The 19,566-nt window shown below is 73.1% G+C and carries 18 protein-coding genes; 16 read left to right on the top strand and 2 right to left on the bottom strand.

From position 1 onward, the window contains the following. From rpmF to mutM, 3 genes are read left to right on the top strand one after another with little or no spacing between them, the layout of a single operon-like run. Positions 1-195, top strand: a complete 195-nt coding sequence (rpmF, locus tag BMW78_RS01220) for a 50S ribosomal protein L32 (RefSeq protein WP_091755632.1) — start codon at positions 1-3, stop codon at positions 193-195. Between the two features lie 11 nt (positions 196-206). Further along, positions 207-1,010 (top strand): ribonuclease III, encoded by an 804-nt coding sequence (gene rnc, locus BMW78_RS01215; protein WP_091755630.1) that lies wholly within the window; start codon positions 207-209, stop codon positions 1,008-1,010. 16 nt (positions 1,011-1,026) lie between these two features. Continuing rightward, the gene (gene mutM / locus BMW78_RS01210) at positions 1,027-1,896 is read left to right on the top strand and encodes a bifunctional DNA-formamidopyrimidine glycosylase/DNA-(apurinic or apyrimidinic site) lyase (protein ID WP_091755628.1); all 870 of its coding nucleotides are present in this window, start codon (positions 1,027-1,029) and stop codon (positions 1,894-1,896) included. Between the two features lie 6 nt (positions 1,897-1,902). Here the strand turns inward: mutM and BMW78_RS01205 are convergent, their stop codons facing one another. Next, positions 1,903-3,048: a cell wall-binding repeat-containing protein gene (locus BMW78_RS01205; protein ID WP_177180228.1), complete on the bottom strand. Its 1,146-nt coding sequence runs from the start codon at positions 3,046-3,048 to the stop codon at positions 1,903-1,905. A 202-nt stretch (positions 3,049-3,250) separates the two neighbouring features. Between BMW78_RS01205 and BMW78_RS01200 the strand changes: the two genes are divergently transcribed. From BMW78_RS01200 to ffh, 11 genes are all read left to right on the top strand, one after another. Next, positions 3,251-3,547 (top strand): acylphosphatase, encoded by a 297-nt coding sequence (locus BMW78_RS01200; RefSeq protein ID WP_091755624.1) that lies wholly within the window; start codon positions 3,251-3,253, stop codon positions 3,545-3,547. Between the two features lie 145 nt (positions 3,548-3,692). Beyond that, the gene (locus BMW78_RS01195) at positions 3,693-3,908 is read left to right on the top strand and encodes a hypothetical protein (protein WP_091755622.1); all 216 of its coding nucleotides are present in this window, start codon (positions 3,693-3,695) and stop codon (positions 3,906-3,908) included. Then, positions 3,905-4,231, top strand: coding sequence for a chorismate mutase (locus tag BMW78_RS01190; protein ID WP_091755620.1), 327 nt, complete (start codon positions 3,905-3,907; stop codon positions 4,229-4,231). The genes BMW78_RS01195 and BMW78_RS01190 overlap by 4 nt, the downstream gene beginning before the upstream one ends. 195 nt (positions 4,232-4,426) lie before the next feature. Further along, a complete protein-coding gene (gene smc, locus BMW78_RS01185; RefSeq protein ID WP_091755618.1) occupies positions 4,427-8,005 on the top strand; it encodes a chromosome segregation protein SMC in 3,579 nt (1,192 codons plus the stop codon). Positions 8,006-8,087: 82 nt separating this feature from the next. Continuing rightward, on the top strand, positions 8,088-8,450 hold the full coding sequence (locus BMW78_RS01180; RefSeq protein ID WP_091755616.1) for a hypothetical protein: 363 nt from the start codon (positions 8,088-8,090) through the stop codon (positions 8,448-8,450). 116 nt (positions 8,451-8,566) lie between these two features. Beyond that, positions 8,567-9,784: a signal recognition particle-docking protein FtsY gene (gene ftsY, locus BMW78_RS01175; protein ID WP_091755614.1), complete on the top strand. Its 1,218-nt coding sequence runs from the start codon at positions 8,567-8,569 to the stop codon at positions 9,782-9,784. A 3-nt stretch (positions 9,785-9,787) separates the two neighbouring features. Further along, complete coding sequence (locus BMW78_RS01170) at positions 9,788-10,435, top strand: maleylpyruvate isomerase N-terminal domain-containing protein (RefSeq protein WP_091755613.1); 648 nt, start codon at positions 9,788-9,790, stop codon at positions 10,433-10,435. 201 nt (positions 10,436-10,636) lie between these two features. Then, a complete protein-coding gene (locus tag BMW78_RS01165; RefSeq protein ID WP_425439032.1) occupies positions 10,637-12,061 on the top strand; it encodes an ammonium transporter in 1,425 nt (474 codons plus the stop codon). Further along, a complete protein-coding gene (locus BMW78_RS01160; RefSeq protein WP_091755610.1) occupies positions 12,058-12,396 on the top strand; it encodes a P-II family nitrogen regulator in 339 nt (112 codons plus the stop codon). Before BMW78_RS01165 ends, BMW78_RS01160 begins: the two co-directional genes overlap by 4 nt. Before the next feature lie 5 nt (positions 12,397-12,401). Next, a complete protein-coding gene (locus tag BMW78_RS01155; protein ID WP_091755608.1) occupies positions 12,402-14,789 on the top strand; it encodes a [protein-PII] uridylyltransferase in 2,388 nt (795 codons plus the stop codon). A gap of 100 nt (positions 14,790-14,889) precedes the next feature. Beyond that, entirely contained in the window at positions 14,890-16,497 is a 1,608-nt protein-coding gene (ffh, locus tag BMW78_RS01150) for a signal recognition particle protein (RefSeq protein ID WP_091755606.1), read from the top strand. Between the two features lie 133 nt (positions 16,498-16,630). Here the strand turns inward: ffh and BMW78_RS01145 are convergent, their stop codons facing one another. Beyond that, positions 16,631-17,551: an alpha/beta fold hydrolase gene (locus tag BMW78_RS01145; protein WP_091755604.1), complete on the bottom strand. Its 921-nt coding sequence runs from the start codon at positions 17,549-17,551 to the stop codon at positions 16,631-16,633. Positions 17,552-17,784: 233 nt separating this feature from the next. Between BMW78_RS01145 and BMW78_RS01140 the strand changes: the two genes are divergently transcribed. Beyond that, on the top strand, positions 17,785-18,363 hold the full coding sequence (locus BMW78_RS01140) for a hypothetical protein (RefSeq protein ID WP_091755602.1): 579 nt from the start codon (positions 17,785-17,787) through the stop codon (positions 18,361-18,363). 87 nt (positions 18,364-18,450) lie between these two features. Further along, positions 18,451-19,542 (top strand): amidohydrolase family protein, encoded by a 1,092-nt coding sequence (locus BMW78_RS01135; RefSeq protein ID WP_091755600.1) that lies wholly within the window; start codon positions 18,451-18,453, stop codon positions 19,540-19,542. The last annotated feature ends 24 nt before the right edge of the window (positions 19,543-19,566 follow it).

Genomic DNA, 19,566 nt, shown 5'->3' with positions numbered 1-19,566 from the left:
GTGGCTGTCCCGAAGCGGAAGATGTCGCGCTCCAACACCCGCTCGCGTCGCGCCAACTGGAAGACGACCGCGACCGTGCTGACGACGTGCCCGCAGTGCAAGGCGCCGACCCAGCCGCACGTCGCCTGCCCGTCCTGCGGCACCTACAAGGGTCGCCACTACGACGCTGCCGAGCGCACCGAGCACCAGGGCTGAGTCCCAACCGCGTGAGCACGCCCTCTTCTGACGGCGGACGCGCACAGCAGCGGCCCGTCGACGAGTTCGCCGGCCTCCTCCACGAGGTGGTCGGGGCCCCCGTCGACGAGTCGCTGCTTCTGCGTGCGCTGACGCACCGCAGCTACGCCTACGAGAACGGCGGGCTGCCCCACAACGAGCGCCTCGAGTTCCTCGGCGACTCGGTGCTGGGCCTGGTGGTCACCGACACCCTGTATGCCGCGCACCCCGAGCTGCCCGAGGGGCAGCTCGCGAAGCTGCGGGCGGCCGTGGTCAACATGCGCGCCCTCGCCGACGTCGCGCGCACCCTGGGCCTCGGCGACCACCTTCTGCTCGGCCGCGGCGAGGAGGCCACCGGAGGCCGCGACAAGGCGTCGATCCTCGCGGACACCATGGAGGCCGTGATCGGCACGGTCTACCTGTCGTGCGGCCTCGAGCACGCCGCCGCCCTCGTGCACCACCTGCTGGACCCGCTGATGGCGCACAGCGCCCGGCTCGGCGCCGGCCTCGACTGGAAGACCAGCCTCCAGGAGCTCGCGGCGGCCGACTCCCTCGGCGTTCCCGAGTACCGCGTGGTGGAGGAAGGCCCCGACCACGAGAAGACCTTCACCGCCTCGGCCGTGGTCGGCGCGACGGTGCTCGGCCAGGGCGTGGGCCGCTCCAAGAAGGAGGCCGAGCAGCGCGCCGCCGAGGAGGCCTGGAAGCACCTCAGCGTACGAAGCGCGCAGGCCAGCACCTCGGCCGGCACCTCAGCCAGCGCATCGGTCGGCGCCTCGGCACCGGCCACCCCGGCCTGAGCGGAGCCGGCCTCCCGTGCCCGAGCTCCCCGAGGTCGAGGTCGTCCGCCGCGGCCTGCAAGACCACGTCGTCGGCCGCACCCTGGCGCGCGCCGAGTTCTACGGCACCCGCGTCGCCCGGCGGCACCTGCCCGGGGCGCACCACCTGGCAGAGCAGCTGGGCGGCAACCACGTCGCCGAGGCACGGCGCCGCGGCAAGTACCTCTGGATGGTGCTCGACACCCCGGACGGCTCGCGCCACGGCCTGATCACCCACCTCGGCATGAGCGGCCAGCTCCTCGTCGAGGACCCGGGCGCACCCGATGAGAAGCACCTGCACGCCCGGTTCACGTTCGACGACGAGGGGCCCGAGCTCCGCTTCGTCGACCAGCGCACCTTCGGGGGCATGGCGCTGTCCGACCTTGACGACGACGGGGTGCCCGAGGCCATCGAGCACATCGCGCCCGACCCGCTCGAGGCCGCCTTCGACGCCAAGGCCGTCGTGGCCGCCATGAAGAAGCGGCACAGCGCGGTCAAGCGCGCGCTGCTCGACCAGGACCTCGTCTCCGGCATCGGCAACATCTACGCCGACGAGGCGCTCTGGCGCGCCCAGGTCCACGGCGAGCGGCTGTGCTCGACCCTGACCAAGCCGACCCTGCACCGCGTGCTCGACCACGCCCGCGAGGTCATGCTCGAGGCGCTCGGGCAGGGCGGCACGAGCTTCGACGCGTTGTACGTCAACGTGAACGGCGCGTCGGGCTACTTCGACCGGTCCCTCAACGCCTACGGCCAGGAGGGGCGGCCCTGCCGGCGCTGCGGCACGCTCATCCGGCGCGAGTCGTTCATGAACCGCTCGAGCTTCTCCTGCCCCCGCTGCCAGCCACGACCTCGCACGCTCGGTCGCTGACTGCCCTCAGCAGGGCTTGAGCGCGAGGGCCGCGTCGGACACGACGCCGGTGCCACCGACGGCGGTGCGACGCGGCGACTGGAGCCGGTTCACCTCGGCGAGGATGACCGCGGGCACGCAGTCCTTCCTCGTCGGGAGCAGGGCGTACCGCACGCTCGCGGGCGAGACCACGGGCGCCACGGTGAGGGAGTCCGAGAGGCTGGTGCCGCTGGTGAGGAAGATGTCCTGGGCCGGGGTCTGCGGGAGCGAGAACCGGGAGACGGCGGCGGCGGTCGCGTAGCGGTCGGCCCCGGACAGGCGCGTGAACCGGGCCTTGGGCACCACCGCGCGGACCTCACGCTCGACCGCTGAGGAGACCGCCCCCGTGCCGCCGACGATGATGACCTCCTGGAACCCCTTCAAGGCCTCGCGGGTGGACGCGGGGAGCGACGTCGCCGTCGTGAGCAGCAGCGGGGAGGCGAGGACGGGGCTGCGGCGGTGCGATGCCAGGGCACCCGCGGTGACCCCGTCGGCCAGGGAGAGCCCGTTGGCGATGACCGCCGTGGCCGGGCCCTCGGTGCCACCGTCGGCGCCGTCGGTGTAGACGTGGAACGGCACCAGCTTCGCGGCAGTGACGAACCGGTCCGCACCGGCGATGCGGGTGACGCGCCCGTGCGTGGCGACCTGTGCGGCCATCGGCGTGCTGACCGCGCCGGTGCCCCCGACGAGGTAGATGTCGGAGGGGTCGAGACGGTCGAGCTCGCGGGCGACCGCGGTGGGCAGCGTGCCCGTGGGTGGCACGAGTAGCACGGGGCCGCCGAGGCTGCCTCCTGCCGGCCCGGCTGCGAGCGCGTCGGCGAAGTCGCCGCCCGAGGCGACGAACACCGCCGCCACAGGGGCGGGGAACGAGGCCTTCGAGACCTCGACCGCGGTCTCGTAGCGGTTCGCCCCGGCAAGGCGGCGGGTCGTGGTGGCCGACGCGCTCGCTGCCGGGCCCGTCGCCGCACGCGATGCAGTGATGGACGAGGCGGTGGTGGACGAGGCGAGGTGCCCTGCGTAGGCCGTGGCACCCGCGGTGGCCGCGGCATACGCGGGACTGCTGAGCAGCGCCCCCGAGGCGACGAGGCCGCAGACCGACGTGGCCACGGCGGTGCTGACGATGCGACGAGTCATGGTTTCTTCTCCCCCCGGCGCCCCCCAGGCGCCCAGCCCGAGGCGCCCTGCGCGCCCCGTGCGACCCGTGGACGCTACGGCATTCGTCACGTTGTCGGGGGTCTTCGGCGGTGGTCGTCGCGTGTCCGGGCACGGTACAACTGAGGAGTGGGATGACAACCGTCCCGAAGAGGGACGTGCGAGACAGGTGGAGGTGGCGCACATGGATCCGGACGAACCTGCGAGGGCGGTCATCTGGGTGCACGGCAGGGTGCACGGCGTCGGGTTCCGCTGGTGGACCCGCGCCCGGGCTCTCGAGCTCGGCCTGGTCGGGCACGCCCGCAACGCCGACGGGGGGCGCGTCGAGGTGCTCGCCCAGGGCCCCAAGGAGCGCGTCGAGGAGCTGGTGGCCCTGCTCGAGGAGAAGCCGTCGACCCGGCTCCGTCCCGGCGAGGTCACCACCTGTGTGACCACGTGGGGTCCTCCGCGCGACGGGCTCGAGGACTTCATCGAGAAGTGACAGCGGCGGGTCGGGAGGCCAGCCCGTGTGGGCCATCAGGCGGTGGCCCGCATTGACCGATCCGTCACCGGGCTGTCACTCTGAGAAGTGCCCCGATCGGGCATCGCCGCGGGCGAATCGTCGCGCCCCGGACCAAGGAGAGACCATGGCCAAGGCCCTGCTGGGTTACCGCACGGCACCTGACCAGCGCTTGATGCTCGAGACCGTCGAGCTGCGGCGCAGGGTCCGGGACCTCGAAGGACTCGTCGACCGCCTGCAGCGGGACAACGACCGCCTTCGTCAGGATCTGGACGAGGAGCTGCGAGAGGATCTGAGACGGGCGGACGCCGCTGCGGCGCCCGTGCCTACGATTGTCGGGTGACCTCACCCGCCTCAGACGTCCCCGCTGAGACACCGGCCGAGCTGCTGCGCCTGCGTGCCAGCATCGACAACATCGACGCCGCGCTCGTGCACCTGCTGGCCGAGCGGTTCAAGTGCACCCAGCAGGTGGGTGAGCTGAAGGCCAGTCGTGGCCTGCCGCCGGCCGACCCGGCTCGCGAGGAGAAGCAGATCGCCCGGCTGCGGGCGCTCGCCGACGAGGCCGGTCTCGACCCTCACTTCGCCGAGAAGTTCCTCAACTTCATCATCGAAGAGGTCATCCACCACCACGAGGCCCTGGCCGACGGCCGCTCGACCCAGCAGTGACCTCGTCGCCCCGGTTCTGACCCTTGACGGCCTGACTTCGACGCGCTCGCCCTGCCGTGACGCCGCTGCTGTCACTCGGGTCACTGCAGCCCCAGCCTGCGGTGTGCCGCCCCGCGCGTCCCCGGAGCGCTCCCACCCCGCAGGTACAGTGACGGGCGATCCGCAGCCGCCGCCAGTCGAGGAGCCGACCCGCTCGTGTACGTCAAGAGCCTGACCCTGAGGGGCTTCAAGTCCTTCGCCTCGGCGACCACCCTGCGCCTCGAGCCCGGCATCACCTGCATCGTCGGCCCCAACGGCTCCGGGAAGTCCAACGTCGTCGATGCCCTCGCGTGGGTGATGGGCGAGCAGGGGGCCAAGAGCCTGCGCGGCGGCAAGATGGAGGACGTCATCTTCGCCGGCACCGCCGGGCGCGCGCCGCTCGGCCGCGCCGAGGTGGCGCTGACCATCGACAACACCGACGGCGCCCTGCCGATCGACTACACCGAGGTCACCATCGCGCGGACCATGTTCCGCAACGGCGGCTCCGAGTACGCCATCAACGGCACCCCGTGCCGCCTGCTCGACGTGCAGGAGCTGTTGTCCGACTCCGGCATCGGCCGCGAGATGCACGTCATCGTCGGCCAGGGCCAGCTCGACACCGTGCTGCGGGCCACCCCCGAGGAGCGCCGCGGGTTCATCGAGGAGGCGGCGGGCGTCCTGAAGCACCGCAAGCGCAAGGAGCGCGCGCTGCGCAAGCTCGACCAGATGGAGGCCAACCTCACCCGGGTCACCGACCTCACCGGGGAGATCCGGCGTCAGCTCGGCCCCCTCGGCCGGCAGGCCGAAGCGGCCCGCAAGGCCGCGGTCATCCAGGCCGACGCCCGCGATGCGCGGCTGCGGCTGCTCGCCGACGACCTCGTCCAGCTGACCACCACCCTCGAGCAGGAGGTGGCCGACGAGACCGCCCTCATCGCCCGCCGCACCGAGGTGGAGGAGAACCTCGCCGCGGTCCGGGAGCGACTGACCGCCCTCGAGCGGGAGGCGGAGGAGGCCCGTCCCCGGGCGACCCGCGCGCAGGAACGGTGGTTCGCCCTGCAGTCGCTGCGCGACAAGCTGACGTCCACCCAGTCGCTGGCGGCCGAGCGGGTGCGCCTGCTCAGCCAGGACACCCAGGACGAGACGACCTCCGGCCGCGACCCCGAGGAGCTGCGCCGGCAGGCCGCGGAGGCGCGCAAGCAGGAGGAGGCGCTGCTCGCCGAGGTCCAGAAGGCCAAGGACGAGCTGCAGGCCGCGATCGAGCGCCGCGCCGCGGCCGAGAAGGCGTTCCAGGAGGAGCAGCAGCGCCTCCAGCGCCTGGCCCGGGCCGCCGCCGACCGCCGCGAGGGCCTGGCCAAGCTGCAGGGCCAGGTCGCCGCCCGCCGCAGCCGCATCGAGGCCGGGGAGGCCGAGGTCGGCCGGCTTCGCGGCAGCATCGAGCAGTCGCTCGCCCGCGCCGCCGCCGCCGAGAAGGAGTTCGCCACCCTCGAGGCCTCCGTGGCCGTCGAGGAGGAGGGCGAGGAGGGGCTGGACTCGGCCTACGAGACCGCCGAGGCCGCGATGCAGGCCGTCGAGGCCGAGGTCGAGCGCCTGCGCGAGGAGGAGCGCACCGCTGAGCGCGACCGCACCTCGGGCACCGCCCGTCTCGAGGCGCTCGAGCTGAGCCTGTCGCGCAAGGACGGCGCGGCCGCCCTGCTCGCCGCGGCCGAGGAGGGTGCCGACCACGGCATCGTCGGGTCGGTCGCCTCGCTGCTGCAGGTCACGGGCGGCCACGAGAGCGCGGTCGCCGCTGCGCTCGGCTGGGCCGCCGATGCGCTCGCGGTCGAGTCGGTCGACCACGCGGCCCGTGCGCTGACCACCCTGCGTGACGAGGACGCCGGGCGTGCCGCCCTGCTCGTCGGCCAGACCGCGGTCGTGGCTGACGCGTCCCAGTGGCCGGCCCTCGAGCCGTATGCCGTGTGGGCCCGTGACGTCGTCGAGGCCCCGGCCTCGGTACGGCCCGCCGTCGAGCAGCTGCTCGACCGGGTCGCCATCGTCGAGACCGCCGAGCAGGCGGCCGAGCTGGTCAGGCGTGGGCACGGCGTCACCGCCGTCACGGCCGAGGGCGACGTCTTCGCCCCGGGCTGGGTCCGCGGTGGCAGCAGCTCGGCGCCGAGCCTCATCGAGGTCCAGTCCGCCGTCGACGAGACCCGTGAGCGCGTCGCCGACGCCACCCGGCGCGGCGAGCAGGCCCGCTTCGCCCTCGCGGCCGCTCAGGAGAAGGCGCGGGAGGCTCGCGAGCGCGTCGAGGAGGCCCTCGAGGCACTGCACGAGTCCGACGCGCGCATGTCGGCCGTCGCCGAGAAGCTCGGCCAGCTCGGAGCCACGGTCCGGTCCGCCCGGGCCGAGGCCGAGCGCACCGAGAAGGCCATCGCGGCCGCCACCGGCACCCTCGACAAGGACCGCGAGGAGCTCGCCGGCCTCGAGGAGCGGCTCGAGGAGGCCCAGGCGCAGCCGGACGAGTCGACGGACCCCTCCACCGACGAGCGCGACCGGCTCGAGCTCGTCGCCAGCCAGTCGCGCACCGCCGAGACGGAGCTCCGCCTGACGCTGCGCACCCGCGAGGAGCGGGCCCGGGCGCTGCACGGCCGGGCCGACTCGCTCGAGGGTGCCGCCCGCAACGAGCTGGCCGCCCGCCAGCGCCTCGCCGCGCGACAGGAGCGCCGCAAGCGGGAGGCCAGCGTCGCCGAGGCCGTGCGCAAGGGTGCCGCACACGCGGCGGCCCACCTCGCCTCGGCCGTCGAGCTGGCAGAGGCCCAGCGCACCCGGGCCGAGCAGGAGCGCGCCGAGCGCGAGCAGGCGCTGACCCAGGTGCGGCGCAGCATGTCGACGCTGCAGGACGAGCTGCGCGAGCTCACGGACAGCGTGCACCGCGACGAGGTGGCCCGCACCCAGCAGCGCCTGCGCATCGAGCAGCTACAGGCCAAGGCCGTCGAGGAGCTCGGCACCGACCCCGAGGTGCTGGTCGAGGACTTCGGCCCGCACCAGCTGGTGCCCCACGTACCCGGGCCGGACGACGACCCTGACAACCTCCCCGAGCCGGCCCCCTACGTCCGAGAGGTGCAGGAGAAGCGGCTGCGCAAGGCCGAGCGGGCCATGAACGCCCTCGGCCGGGTCAACCCGCTCGCCCTCGAGGAGTTCGCCGCGCTCGAGGAGCGGCACAAGTTCCTCACCGAGCAGCTCGAGGACCTCAAGAGCTCCAAGCGCGACCTGCTCGACATCGTCCGCGAGGTCGACGAGCGCGTCGAGCGGGTCTTCACCGAGGCGTTCCACGACACGGCGGCGCAGTTCGAGCAGGTGTTCGGCCGGCTCTTCCCCGGGGGAGAGGGGCGCCTGCTGCTCACCGACCCCTCGAACATGCTCACCACCGGCATCGAGGTGGAGGCCCGCCCGCCGGGCAAGAAGATCAAGCGGCTCTCGCTGCTCTCCGGTGGCGAGCGCTCACTGGTGGCCGTGGCCCTGCTGGTCTCGATCTTCAAGGCCCGGCCCAGCCCGTTCTACATCATGGACGAGGTCGAGGCGGCACTCGACGACGCCAACCTCGGCCGCCTCATCACCCTCTTCGAGGAGCTGCGCGGTTCCAGCCAGCTCATCGTCATCACCCACCAGAAGCGCACCATGGAGGTCGCGGACGCCCTCTACGGCGTGACCATGCGGGGCGACGGCGTGACCACGGTGGTCTCGCAGCGCATCCGCGACGTCGCGGCGCAGAGCGCCTGAGTCGGTCACGGCGACGTGACACTGCCCACCTGCGCGGCGGGTCGATTTGAGGATGTCCGCCAGGTCGGCCACTCTTGAAACCATGGTCGTGCTCATCGTGGGAATGCTGCTGTGCGTCGTTCTGGCCCTTGCGGTCGTGGCGCTGGTCGCCATCCCCGCACGACGCGAGGGCCGCGAGGTGCTCACCGCCGAGGGCGAGGAGATCGTCGCGATGGCCAAGGAGCGCACCCAGGACGCCCTTGACAAGACCGGCGAGGCGCTCGTGGCGACCAAGGACAAGGTCAGCGAGTCGATCGTGAACGCCGCCTCCAAGGAGCCGGCCACCGCACCCGAGGCCGGTTCCGCGTCCTCCGCCCCAACCGCCACCTCGACCTCACCGTCGAGCTCCGCGGCCACCCCGGCCGGCCGGGCCGCGGGCGACACCCCCGAGCGCCGGGCCAGCTGAGGCTCGGGCGCCGCGCACGCGGTGCCGGCCACCCGGCATACCCGGGACACATCTGACCTCGAGGCCGCCCCGTCCGGGCGGCCTCGGTCATGCCCGGACCGGGTTGCTCTGAGAGGATGGCGCGTGTGATCGATCAGCTGTGGGAGTACATCGCCATCGCCGTCGGCATCCTCGTCATTCTCGGCGGGGTGCTGTTCGGGCTGCTGCGTGGCCGAGGGGGGCGCACCAAGAGCGCCCCGACGGCGCCGCCCCGGGAGAAGGAGGTCCTGCCCGGCGTCGGTGACGACGCCGAGGAACCACGGGACACCCCCACACGGACGATCGAGGACCGCGGCGGCGTCGACACGCTGCCGCCCGCGGAGCCGGAGGTGCTGGCCGAGCCTGCGCCCACCCCGACGATCGAACGCCCCGAGGCGCCCGCCGGCCGGCTGCAGCGCCTGCGCGCCCGCCTGGCCCGCTCGAACACGGCGCTGGGCAAGGCCCTGCTCAGCCTGCTGAGCCGCGGCGGCCTCGACGAGGAGGCGTGGGAGGACGTCGAGGACACCCTGCTCGCCTCCGACCTCGGCGTGGAGGCGACCACCGAGCTCGTCGAGTCGCTGCGCTCCAAGGTGAAGGTCGAGGGCGCCACCGACGAGGCCACCGTGCGCGGCTGGCTGCGCGAGGACCTGCTGGCCCTGGTCGACCCGTCGATGGACCGCTCGATCGCCTCCAGCCGGGTCGCGGGCCGGCCCGCCGTCGTGCTCGTCGTGGGCGTCAACGGCACCGGCAAGACCACCACGGTCGGCAAGCTCGCGCGGGTGCTCGTCGCCCAGGACAAGGACGTCGTGCTCGGCGCCGCCGACACCTTCCGGGCGGCGGCCGCCGACCAGCTCGAGACCTGGGGCGGACGGGTCGGGGTGCCGACCATCCGGTCCGACCGCGACGGGGCCGACCCCGCCTCGGTGGCCTTCGACGCTGTCAAGGCCGGCGCCGAGATGGAGGCCGACGTGGTGCTCATCGACACCGCCGGGCGGCTGCACAACAAGGTCGGGCTCATGGACGAGCTCGGCAAGGTCAAGCGCGTCATCGAGAAGCAGTCGCCGATCGACGAGGTGCTCCTCGTGCTCGACGCCACCACCGGCCAGAACGGCCTGCGCCAGGCCGAGGTGTTCGGCGAGGCCGTCGACGTGACCGGCATCGTGCTCACCAAGATGGACGGCACCGCCAAGGGCGGCATCGTCGTCTCGGTGCAGCGCAAGCTCGGCGTCCCGGTCAAGCTCGTCGGACTTGGTGAGGGGCCGGACGACCTGGCCCCCTTCGACGCCGAGGCCTTCGTCGACGCCCTCATCGACTGAGCCATGGCGACCACGCGCCACGCCGCAGCCTTCCTCTCGGCCGTCCACCAGTCCTGGGACCTCGCAACGACCCCTGAGGTGCTCGCTGCGTGGGGCCGGGAGAGCTCCTGCGCCGGGATGACGGTGGGCGGGCTGACCCACCACCTGCTCAACCAAGGGGTCAACACCGCCCGGGCGCTGCGTGCCGACCCCGCGGGCAGCCCGGAACCCATCGCCCTGCTCGAGCACTACGCGGGGGCGGCGTGGGTGGAGGCAGGACCCCACGACGAGGTCAACGCCAAGATCCGCGACACCGACAACGCAAGTGCCCTCGCCGGCCCGGACGTCGTGCTGGCTGCCGCCCGCGAGCACATCGACGCCCTGCCCGAGCTGCTCGCCGCTCCACGCGACCCCGACATCATCTTCATCCCGTGGCAGGGGTGGTCGCTGTCCACCGACGACTTCCTCACCACGCGGATGATGGAGATGGTCGTCCACGGCGACGACCTCGCGAGCAGCGTGGGCGTGCCCACCCCGACCTACGCCGAGGACGTCATCACACCCGTGCTCGGGCTGCTCGGCGGCGTCGCCGCGCGCCGGCACGGCCAGACCGCGCTGGTGCGTGCCCTGGCCCGCCCCCAGCGCGCTGAGAACGGCATCTCCGCGTTCTGAGGGGTGCCGCACCGCCGGTGAGCCGGCACCTGAGCCGGCCACCCGGCATAGCGTCGCTCGTGCCGCTCACGGCGGCGCGCGTCCCACGATGCGGGACCACCCCGGATCGGTTACCTGATGCTTACCCAACGTCAGCCGCGCTAACACGGCTGTAACACGCAGCCGCACGGACTGAAACCGCGGCGGCCGACAGTGTTCGCCATGACTACAGCAGCACTCCTGCCCCTCGCGGCAGAGACGCCAAAGATCAACGAGGCGGCGACGGCGTTCATGCTGGTCGCCGCCTCGATGGTGCTCCTCATGACCCCCGGGCTCGCGCTGTTCTACGGCGGCATGACACGGGCCAAGTCCGTCCTCAACATGATCATGATGTCGTTCGGCGCCATGGGCGTCGTCGGCGTCATCTACATCCTGTGGGGCTACTCGATGTCCTTCGGGAACCTGCAGGACGGCTCGTCCGACGTCGGCGGCGTGTTCGCCAACCCGTTCCACCTCTTCGGCCTGAGCGGCCTCTTCGGCCAGGACGGCACCCGCCTGGTCGACCCGTTCGGCGTGGGCGTTTTCATCCCCGAGACCATTTACGTCGGCTTCCAGCTGACCTTCGCGGTCATCACCGTGGCGCTGATCAGCGGCGCCATCGCCGACCGGGTGAAGTTCGGTACCTGGATGGTGTTCGCCGGCATCTGGGTGACCCTCGTGTACTTCCCGCTGGCCCACATGGTCTGGGGCGGCGGCCTGCTCTCCGGCGCCGCGAACGGCCTCTCGGCCAAGCTCTTCGGCGCGACCGACGGGGTGGCCAACGTGCTGCCGATCGACTTCGCCGGTGGCACGGTCGTCCACATCAACGCCGGCATGGCCGGCCTCGTGCTCGCCCTCCTCGTCGGCAAGCGGTTCGGCTTCGGCACGCAGGCGATGCGGCCGCAGAACGTGCCGATCGTCATGCTCGGCGCGGGCCTGCTGTGGTTCGGCTGGTTCGGCTTCAACGCCGGCTCGGAGCTGGCGGCCGACGGACTGGCCTCGACCGTGTGGCTCAACACGACCGCGGCCACCTGCGCGGCCATGCTCGGCTGGCTCGTGGTGGAGCGCTTCCGTGACGGCCACGCCACCTCGGTCGGTGCCGCCTCCGGCGTGGTGGCCGGCCTGGTCGCCATCACCCCGGCCTGTGGGGCGCTCTCCCCGGTGGGCTCGCTCGTCCTGGGCGTCGTCGCCGGTGCGCTGGCCGCGCTCGCGGTCGGGCTGAAGTACCGCCTCGGCTACGACGACTCGCTCGACGTCGTCGGCGTGCACCTCGTGGCCGGCCTGTGGGGCACCATCGGCGCCGGCCTGCTGGCCACCTCGACCGGCCTGTTCTACGGCGGCGGCGTGAAGCAGCTGGCCATCCAGACCATCATCGCCCTGGTCTCGGTGCTCATCAGCGGTGTCGGCACCACGGTCATCGGGCTGGCGCTGAAGGCCACCCTGGGCTGGCGGGTCAGCCGCGACGTCGAGTCCGACGGCATCGACGCGGCCGTCCACGGCGAGACCGCCTACGACATCAGCGGGGTCTCCGGCGGCCGGTTCGGCAGCGGCGGAGCAGTCCCGACCACGGCGCACGGCGCCAAGACCCCTGAGGGAGCAACGGCATGAAGCTCGTCACGGCCATCATCAAGCCCCACCAGCTCGACGCGGTGAAGGAGGCCCTCGAGGCCTACGGCATCTCGGGCATGACTGTCAGCGAGGCGTCCGGCTACGGCCGCCAGCGGGGCCACAGCGAGGTCTACCGCGGTGCTGAGTACACCGTGGATTTCGTGCCCAAGGTGCGCCTGGAGGTGCTCGTCGACGACATCGACGCGAGCAGCGTCGTCGACGTCATCCTCAAGACGGCCCAGACCGGCCGCATCGGCGACGGGAAGATCTGGACGGTGCCCGTCGAGGACGTCGTGCGGGTCCGCACCGGCGAGCACGGCGCAGAGGCGCTCTGAGCCGTATGACGACTGGGCTCGGCGCACTGGCAGCCCTGCGACTCGACCTGGCCGGCGCCCGGGGCTTCGACGCCCCGGGCGCCGGTCCGGCGCGACGGCAGGGGATGGGACAGCTGACGCGGGAGTGGCTCGTCTCGGTCTGGGACGAGGCGCTGGCCGGGCGGCCGCAGGAAGGCATCGCGCTCGCCGCGGTCGGCAGCCTCGCGCGGGGTGACTCCGGCCCGCTCAGCGACCTCGACCTCGTGCTGCTGCACAACGGCCGGTCGCTCGGCGGTGAGGACATCGGTGAGGTGGCCGACCGCCTCTGGTACCCCATCTGGGACGCCGGGGTGCGTCTCGACCACAGCGTGCGCACGGTCAACCAGTGCCGCACCGTCGCCTCCGGTGACCTCAGCGCCGCCGTGGGGCTGCTCGACCTGACCGGCATCGCCGGCGACCCAGACGTGGTGGCCTCGACCCGCTCGGTGATCGCCCACGACTTGCGGGCCTCGGCCCGCAAGCGGCTGCCGCAGCTCGTCGACAGCCTCCACCTGCGCCACACCCGGCACGGCGACCTCGCACAGTCGCTCGAGCCCGACCTGAAGGAGGCCCGCGGCGGCCTGCGCGACATGACGGTGCTGCGCGCCCTGGCCGAGGCCTGGCTGGCCGACCGCCCGCACGGCGCCGTCGACGAGGCATACCGGGTGCTGCTCGACGTGCGCGACGCCGTGCACGTGGTGACCGGCCGGGGCCGCGACCGCCTCGGCCGCGAGGACCACGACGCCGTGGCGGCGCTCCTCGGGCACCGCGACGCCGACGACCTCCTGACCTCCGTGTCGAACGCCTCGCGCACGGTCGCCTACGCCCTCGACGGCACCGTCCGCCGCGCGGGCCAGGCGCAGCGCGCCCGCACCCTCCGGGTGGGTCCCCGTCGTCCGCGGCTCAACCCGCTCGGGTACGGGCTCTTCGAGCACGACGGTGAGGTGGTGCTTGGCCCGCGCAGCGCGGTGGCCACCGACCCGCTGCTGCCGCTGCGGGCCGCCGTCGTCGCGGCGCGGCACAACCTGCCCATCGCCCCCACCACGCTGGCCAACCTGGCCCGCACCGCACCGACGCTGCCGACGCCGTGGCCGGAGGCGGCCCGTGACCTCTTCGCCGACCTGCTGGCCACCGGGCCCGGGCTGGTGCAGGTCTGGGAGGGCCTCGACCAGGCCGGCGTCGTCGACGCGTGGCTGCCGGAGTGGGCGGCCGTCCGCTCGCGCCCGCAGCGCAACGCGGTGCACCGGCACACCGTCGACCGCCACCTCGTCGAGACGGTGGTGCACGCCAGTGGGCTGGTGCGACGCGTCGCCCGAGCCGACCTGCTGCTGCTCGGTGCGCTGCTCCACGACATCGGCAAGGTGCGGGGCGCCCACGACCACTCCTCGAGCGGTGCGCCGGTCGCCACCGCCGTCGCGACCCGGATGGGGTACCCCACCTCCGACGTGGAGGTGGTGACCACCCTGGTGCGTGAGCACCTGACGCTCATCGACCTTGCGACCCGTCGCGACCACCAGGACCCGCGCACGGCCGCCGCTGCGCGAGCCGCCACCGGTGGGTCACGCGAGGTGTTCGACCTGCTGCTCGCGCTCACCGAGGCCGACGCCTGCGCGGCCGGCCCGCTCGCGTGGACCGACTGGCGGGCGACCCTGCTGCGGCAGCTCGCCGAGGCCGTCGCGGGCGGCTGGCACCAGGGCGGCGACGCGGGTGCGGCGACGGCTCCCGCGGTCCAGAGCGCCCAGGTCACCGTCGACGACCTCCAGGCGGTGGCGGCGGGGGAGCCGCGCGTCATCGTCCGCCCGCAGGGTGGCGCCTACCGCATCGACATCTTCGACCGCGACCGGCTGGGACTGTTCGCCGACACCGCGGGCCTGCTCGCGGCATACGGGCTGCTGGTCCGCACCGCGATCCTGCGCACGCTCGACGGGGTCGCCGCCGACGAGTGGCACGTGGAGTCGCCGAGCGGCGACGAGCCGGACGCCGAGCGGATCACCCGGGGACTGGCGCGGCTCTCGCAGGGGGACCGCGCGCCCCTGTCGCTGCTCGACCGGCGCCGCCAGTTCGCCGGGCCCACCAGCGCCCAGTCGGGGTCGGGCAACCCCGGTCAGGCGCGCGCCCTCGTGGTGCCGCACGCGTCGGAGGAGGCGACGGTGCTCGAGGTCCGCGCCCAGGACCGCCCCGGCCTGCTTCACGAGCTGGGCATGGCGTTCGCCAAGGCCGGGCTGTCGGTGCGCTCCGCGCACATCGCCACGTATGCCGGCCAGACGCTGGACACCTTCTACCTCACCGAGTTCGGTGGCCGGCTGCTGTCGCCGGCCAAGGTGGCCCAGACGGTGGCGGCGATCATCGACACCTGTGACGGCGGTGCGGAGTAGCCCGCCGCCGTCACAGGGAGGCTCCCTGCTGGGGAAACGGAACAGCCGCGGCGGGGTCGGTGGTCAGAGCGGCCCCGCCGCGGCCGTTAGGCTGTGACCCGTGTTCGCCAGCCTTTCCGACCGCCTGACCGCCACCTTCAAGAACCTTCGTCACAAGGGGCGGCTCACCGAGTCCGACATCAACGCCACGATCCGGGACATCCGGCTCGCGCTGCTCGATGCCGACGTCGCGCTGCCCGTGGTGAAGCAGTTCACCTCGGCCATCCGCGAGCGTGCGCTCGGGGCGGAGGTGTCGCAGGCGCTCAACCCGGCGCAGCAGGTCGTCAAGATCGTCAACGAGGAGCTCGTCGCCATCCTCGGTGGCCAGACGCGCTCGCTGCAGCTGGCGAAGAACCCGCCGACGGTCATCATGCTCGCCGGCCTCCAGGGCTCCGGTAAGACCACGCTCGCCGGCAAGCTCGGCAAGTGGCTCAAGGACCAGGGCCACACCCCGCTCCTCGTCGCGGCGGACCTCCAGCGCCCGAACGCCGTCACCCAGCTCGAGGTCGTGGGTGAGCGCGCCGGCGTGCCGGTCTACGCCCCGGAGCGCGGCAACATGGGCGGCCACGACGCCGTGCTCGAGTCCGGTGAGGGCACCCGCTCGTTCGGCGACCCCGTCGCGGTCTCCCGCCAGGGCATCGAGCAGGCCCGGGCCCGTCAGCACGACGTCGTCATCGTCGACACCGCCGGCCGCCTCGCCGTCGACGCCAACCTCATGCAGCAGGCCGCCGACATCCGTGCGGCCATCTCGCCCGACGAGGTCCTGTTCGTCATCGACGCGATGATCGGCCAGGCCGCGGTCGAGACCGCCCAGGCCTTCCAGGAGGGCGTCGACTTCACCGGTGTCGTGCTCTCCAAGCTCGACGGCGACGCCCGCGGTGGTGCCGCCCTGTCGGTGGCCTCCATCACCGGGCGGCCGATCATGTTCTCATCCATCGGCGAGAGCGTGAAGGACTTCGAGGTCTTCCACCCCGACCGGATGGCCTCGCGCATCCTCGACATGGGCGACGTGCTCACCCTCATCGAGCAGGCGGAGAAGGCGTTCGACCGCGCCCAGGCCGCCGAGATGCAGCGGAAGTTCCTCGCCGAGGAGGACTTCACCTTCGACGACTTCCTCAACCAGATGGCCGCCATCAAGAAGATGGGGTCGCTGAAGTCGATGCTCGGGATGATGCCGGGCATGGGCCAGATGCGCGCCCAGCTCGACAACCTCGACGAGCGCGAGTTCGACCGCGTCGAGGCGATGGTGCGCTCGATGACGCCGTTCGAGCGGACGCACCCCAAGCAGATCAACGGCTCACGCCGCGCCCGCATCGCCAAGGGCTCGGGCGTGCAGGTCTCCGAGGTCAACTCGCTGCTCGAGCGGTTCACCGACGCGCAGAAGATGATGAAGCAGCTCGCCCGTGGCGGTGGCATCCCCGGTATGCCGGGCATGCCCGGCATGGGCGGCGGCCGCAAGGGCAAGCAGCAGCCGCAGCGCAAGAAGTCGAAGTCGGGCAACCCCGCCAAGCGGGCCGCCGAGGAGCGTGCCGCGGTCGAGAAGGCGAAGACGGCCAAGACCTCCGGTGCCGGAGCGTTCGGGGCACCCGGGGACGGCGACGGCGGCATGCCGGCCGACTTCGACCCGGCGAACCTGCCCAAGGGCTTCGAGAAGTTCCTCGGCCGCTGACGCACGGCGGCTGCGCGGGGGAGGCTGGAACCAGGAGCTGCACCCGGGCCGGCCCCACGACAACCACCCACGAGACCCACTGGTCGCTGGCCTGGGTGGGTCTCGGGGGACCAGCGCGCGAGGTGCCGCGGGGCTACCCTGCGCCGTCGCTGCTGCCCGCGGCGTCGGTCAGGCACGGCAGCTCCGCAGGCTCGTGGTCGCCAGACGTGTGCTGCAGCAGCGCCGCGACGACGCGGTCCCAGTGCGCGGGTGGCGGCAGCTCGTGGCCCACGCCCTCCAGGGGGAGCAGGGCGGCGTTCGGGATCGCCCGCGCCAGCGCCTCGCCGTGCGGCAGGGGGAACAGCGGATCGGCAGTCCCGTGCACCACCAACGTCGGCGCGACGACGTCGGCGAGGTTACCCTCCGGGTCAGGGCCGGGATCAAGGTGCGCGTGGTTGAGGATCGCCGCCATGTCGACGCTGCGGTCCACGATCTGCGTGGCGACCCTGCGCACTCGGGGCTCGTCGAAGCCGCCTCGCATGAACGCACGCTGCTCCTGAACCAACCACTCGACCACGGCCTCGCGATCGGACCAGTCCGGCTCGGCTCGCGCATGGGCCGCTGCGAGGTAGTCCGACAGCTCAGGGTCCATGCCCGGCAGTCCCTCGGGTGAGCCGGGCAGTGCCGCGGTCGTGTCGATCAGGGTCAGGGAGCTGACGCGGTCGGGGTGCTCGACGGCGACGCACTGCGCCATGGCCGCGCCCATCGAGACCCCGACGAGGTGGGCCTCCTGGATCCCGAGGGCGTCGAGCAGGGCGATGACGTCCTGGCGCAGGTCGGCACCGGTGTAGCCGGGCTCCCCTGGGGGGTACGTGGTGGAGCGGCCGGTGTCACGAAGGTCGTAGCGGACGACGTGGCGCCGTCCGGCAGCGAGACGCTCGCAGAAGCCGTCCTCCCACCAGTCCATGGGGCTCGACATTCCAGCGACCAGCAGGAGCGCCGGGTCGCGGGACTCGCCGAAGGCGTTGGTGCACAGCTCAACCCCGTTGACGGAGACGATTCGCTCGACGCTCATGACGCTGCAGACCCGCGCCGGGCTGGAAAGTCATCGCGGTCCAGCCGGCGCAGGCCCCTGCTGCGAGCCGGCCGCGCCGCCCGCAGTGGGACAGCCGACCCAGGTGCACGGAGAACGTTGCCCAGCCGTGTCGCGGCGACAAAGCGGGGTCAAGGGGACGGATCGGCTCAGCCGTTCGGACCGATCGGCCGGCAGCGAACTCGGCCGCGCGAGGGTCGTTCTAGCGTCACGGCGTGAGCTTCACTCTCGACGAGGCGATCGCGCTGGCCGACAGCGCGCATCGGGGGGCCGTCGAACTGGGACACCGCCGTGGCGGTGACCGCCGGTATGCCGTGCGACGGCTGGCGGAGGCGGCGGGCTACGGCCCGGCATACCAGGTGGTGGCAGCCCTCCATGACGACGACGAGGAGCGCGGGCTCGGACCGCTGCTCCTGCACCGGGCCCGCGACGTCGGAGCCCCACCGGAGGTCGTGGCGGCCCTCGACAGCATCACCCGCCGTCCCGACCCCGACGGACCGAGCGGCTGGGAGGACTACCAGGGCAGCCTGGTGCCTCGTGCCGCGGCCGACGACATCGGCCGGGTGGTCATGCTGCTCGACGGGCTCGTGGCGATGCTGCCGTGGCATGCCCAGGAGCCGGCGGAGGCCTGGCGCCTGCACGTCGAGCTCCGGCACGTGCCGGCCCAGGCCACCCTGCTGGCCGCCGAGGCGCTGCGACGGGCCGACGGCCTGCCGGGGTCCTTCCCGGTGGAGCGGGGGGCCTTCGTCCGCTGGGGCATCGCCCTCGAGACCCGGCTCCGCGGCTCGGCCTGACCGGCGCGGCGTCAGCTCGGCGCGACCACCGCCCGCGCGGATCGGCCTGACGGTCGGAGCGCGCAGGTGCTCGGTAGGGTCGGCCGCATGACGGCGACGGTGCTGCACCTGCAGGGACCGGTCCTGGTGGGCCCGGACGACGAGCGACCCGAGGCGTGGGTGGTCGGCGGGAAGGTCACCTTCGAGCGCCCCGGCGCCGCCGGCGCCGACGTGCAGTCCGTGCGCGGCTGGGTGCTGCCCGGCCTCGTCGACGCCCACTGCCACGTCGGGCTCGACGCCCACGGCGCGGTCGACCGCGAGACGGCCGAGCAGCAGGCGCTGGGCGACCGGGCAGCCGGGACGCTGCTCATCCGCGACGCCGGCTCGCCGTCGGACACGCGCTGGATCGACGAGCGCGACGACCTGCCCAAGGTGATCCGCGCCGGTCGGCACATCGCCCGCACCCGTCGCTACATCCGCAACTACGCCCACGAGGTCGAGCCCGACCAGCTCGTCGAGCGGGTGCGGCTCGAGGCCCGCGCGGGCGACGGCTGGGTGAAGCTGGTGGGCGACTGGATCGACCGCGAGGCCGGCGACCTCACCCCCTGCTGGCCGGCCGACGTGCTCAAGGAGGCCATCGCCGCCGCCCACGAGGAGGGCGCCCGCGTGACGGCCCACTGCTTCGGCGAGGCGTCGCTCTACGACTTCGCCGCCGCCGGCACCGACTGCATCGAGCACGCGACGGGCCTGGAGCCGGCGACCATCCAGCAGTTCGCCTCGCAGCAGATCGCCATCGTGCCGACGCTGGTCAACATCGCCACCTTCTCGGCCATCGCCGAGGCGGCGCGCGAGAAGTTCCCCGACTACCACCGGCACATGCTGTCGCTCCACGCGCGGCGCCACGAGACCGTGCGCGCCGCCCACGAGGCCGGCATCCCGGTCTACGTCGGCACCGATGCCGGCGGCTCGCTGCCGCACGGCCTCGTCGCACAGGAGGCCGCCGAGCTGGTCACCGCCGGGCTCACGCCCTCCGAGGCGCTGTATGCCGGGGTGTGGGGTGCGCGGGAGTGGCTCGGCCGCCCGGGCCTCGAGGAGGGCGCGGACGCCGACCTCGTCGTCTACGCCGAGGACCCCCGCCGGGACATCGGGGTGCTGGGCCACCCGCAGCAGATCGTGCTGCGGGGCCGCACCGTCTCCTGAGATGTGCGCGCACTGGGGCAGCAG

Source organism: Pedococcus cremeus, from assembly GCF_900111375.1.
In the GTDB taxonomy this organism is placed as follows: Bacteria; Actinomycetota; Actinomycetes; order Actinomycetales; family Dermatophilaceae; genus Pedococcus_A; species Pedococcus_A cremeus.
The sequence above is the reverse complement of the archived record's forward strand: the minus strand, read 5'-3'. Positions and strand labels throughout refer to the sequence as shown.

What these genes read in the sequence shown, in the direction of transcription:
- BMW78_RS01145 (WP_091755604.1), bottom strand. Translation starts at nt 17,551, where the DNA reads ATGAGCGTCGAGCGAATCGTCTCCGTCAACGGGGTTGAGCTGTGCACC.
- BMW78_RS01170 (WP_091755613.1), top strand. Translation starts at nt 9,788, where the DNA reads ATGGCGACCACGCGCCACGCCGCAGCCTTCCTCTCGGCCGTCCACCAG.
- BMW78_RS01155 (WP_091755608.1), top strand. Translation starts at nt 12,402, where the DNA reads ATGACGACTGGGCTCGGCGCACTGGCAGCCCTGCGACTCGACCTGGCC.
- BMW78_RS01195 (WP_091755622.1), top strand. Translation starts at nt 3,693, where the DNA reads ATGGCCAAGGCCCTGCTGGGTTACCGCACGGCACCTGACCAGCGCTTG.
- ftsY (WP_091755614.1), top strand. Translation starts at nt 8,567, where the DNA reads ATGGCGCGTGTGATCGATCAGCTGTGGGAGTACATCGCCATCGCCGTC.
- BMW78_RS01165 (WP_425439032.1), top strand. Translation starts at nt 10,637, where the DNA reads ATGACTACAGCAGCACTCCTGCCCCTCGCGGCAGAGACGCCAAAGATC.
- BMW78_RS01200 (WP_091755624.1), top strand. Translation starts at nt 3,251, where the DNA reads ATGGATCCGGACGAACCTGCGAGGGCGGTCATCTGGGTGCACGGCAGG.
- BMW78_RS01160 (WP_091755610.1), top strand. Translation starts at nt 12,058, where the DNA reads ATGAAGCTCGTCACGGCCATCATCAAGCCCCACCAGCTCGACGCGGTG.
- BMW78_RS01180 (WP_091755616.1), top strand. Translation starts at nt 8,088, where the DNA reads ATGGTCGTGCTCATCGTGGGAATGCTGCTGTGCGTCGTTCTGGCCCTT.
- BMW78_RS01135 (WP_091755600.1), top strand. Translation starts at nt 18,451, where the DNA reads ATGACGGCGACGGTGCTGCACCTGCAGGGACCGGTCCTGGTGGGCCCG.
- BMW78_RS01205 (WP_177180228.1), bottom strand. Translation starts at nt 3,048, where the DNA reads ATGACTCGTCGCATCGTCAGCACCGCCGTGGCCACGTCGGTCTGCGGC.